A 2,087-nucleotide genomic window follows, 5' to 3' on the forward strand; every position below is an offset into this window, starting at 1 on the left:
AGGCGGCGAGCCGCCGCGCCAGCAGGGCCTCGCGCTCGACCGGATCGGCCGGATTGCTGACATCCATGAATTCCAGGATTTCGCGCAGCGGCGTGCCGAACTGGATGAAGTGCGGGGGAACGTTGAGCAGGTCGCCGAACTGCCGGTTGGAGCAGATCAGCTGCAAATCGTCGTCGAACACCGCAATGCCCTGGCGCACATGGTTGAGCGCGGTCTGGAGGACCTCGCGGTTGAAATGCAGCGCCGCATGGGAATCGTCGAGCAGTTTCAGCGCAGCTTTCGCGGAGACCGTGCGCTTGCGCAGCAGCAGCGACATCACGAGGCGCGAGGACGCAGCACCAATCGACGAAGCGATCAGGTGCTCGGCGTGCTGCAACAGCTCGAAATCGGCGGGCGCTGCCGGCTCCAGCCGCACATTGCGCCGGGCCGAGAACGCCTCGAACGAATGCCGGGCGCGGTCGGGCCCGAGATATTGCGCCACCGTGGTCTGGATGTCCTGCACCGTGACGGTGGTGCGCCAGCGGCGGAAGCTCGGGGCAATCGGCGCGAGCGTGTTCGGCACGAACAGATCGGCCTGCACCAGCTCGATCGAAGAGGGGCGGCGCGCCAGCGACAGCAGCACATAGGTGAGGATGTTGAGCGAGAGCGACCAGATCACGCCGTGCATCAGCGGCGGCAGGTCGGCGCCGAACAGCGCCTGCGGCCGCAGCGCCTCGATCCCGAACGGGCCGTGCTGGAGCAGCAGGATGCCCGACGTCGAGGAATCCATGAAGCTCGGAATGAACAGCGTGTAGAGCCAGACCGCGAAGCCGACCAGCATGCCGCCGATCGCGCCGCGTGCGGTCGCCCGTCGCCACAGCAGCCCGCCGAAGAAGCTCGGCGCAAGCTGGGCGATGGCGGCAAAGGAGAGCAGGCCGATCGCGGCGAGCTGGGTGTTTCCGAGCGCGCGGTAGTAGAAATAGGCCATCACCATGATGGCGAAGATCGCCAGGCGCCGCGAGCGCAGCAGGAAGTCGCTGAAATCGGCGCCGCCGGCGCGTCCCTCCGGCCGCCTTTGCAGCACCAGCGGCACCACGAGGTCGTTGGAGACCATGATGGAGAGCGCGACGCATTCGACGATCACCATCGCGGTCGCCGCCGACAGGCCGCCGACGAAGACGGCGACGCTGAGCAGGTCGGCGCCGCCCTCCATCGGCAATGCCAGCACGTACATATCAGGGTCGGCCGCGCCAAAGGGGAAGCTGACGAGGCCGGCGAGCGCAATCGGGATCACGAACAGATTGATGGCGACGAGATAGAGCGGAAACAGCCAGCGCGCGCGGCCGACCTCGGCATCGCTGGAATTCTCGACCACGCTGACATGGAACTGGCGCGGCAGCAGCATGATCGCGCACAGCGACAGCAGCGTCATGGTCAGGAAGTTGCCGATCGACGGCGCATAGTTGATGGCGCGCACCGCCTCCGGCGTCTTCATCGCGCGCTCGATCAATTCATGCGGCGAGAACATCCAGAACGTGACGAAGATGCCGGCGGCGAGGAAGGCGACCAGCTTGATGATGGATTCGGTCGCGACCGCCAGCATCAGGCCGTGCTGGTGCTCGGTGGCGTCGGTCTGCCGCGTGCCGAACAGCACGGCGAAGGCCGCCATCGCCAGCGTCACCATCAGCGCCATGTCGCCGAGGATCGGAATGTGGGAGAAGGCCTGGTCTTCGCTGAGGATGGTTTCGAGCGAGGACGCGACGGCCTTGAGCTGGAGCGCGATGTAGGGCACCGAGCCGATGATCGCGATCAGCGCCACGGTTGCCGCCACCGCCTGGCTCTTGCCGTAGCGCGCGCCGATGAAGTCGGCGATCGAGGTGATGTTGTGCGCCTTGGCGAGCTGGATCACGCGGCGGAGCACACCGGCGCCGAGGCCGATCATCAGGATCGGGCCGACATAGATCGCGAGGAAGTCGGTCGAGGTGCGGGTGGCGAAGCCGACCGAGCCGAAGAAGGTCCAGGAGGTGCAGTAGATCGCCAGCGACAGCGGATAGATCAGCCCCGACGCGCGGCCGGCCTTGGCCTGCGAGCGGCGGTCGCCATGGCTC

Annotated in this window: 1 protein-coding gene; it reads right to left on the reverse strand. The window is 66.7% G+C overall.

Annotated features, from left to right (window positions below):
• On the reverse strand, positions 1-2,087 hold a 2,087-nt coding region (locus PMI42_RS08450), incomplete at both ends, for a PAS-domain containing protein (protein ID WP_008132564.1).

It is taken from the genome of Bradyrhizobium sp. YR681, from assembly GCF_000282615.1.
In the GTDB taxonomy this organism is placed as follows: domain Bacteria; phylum Pseudomonadota; class Alphaproteobacteria; order Rhizobiales; family Xanthobacteraceae; genus Bradyrhizobium.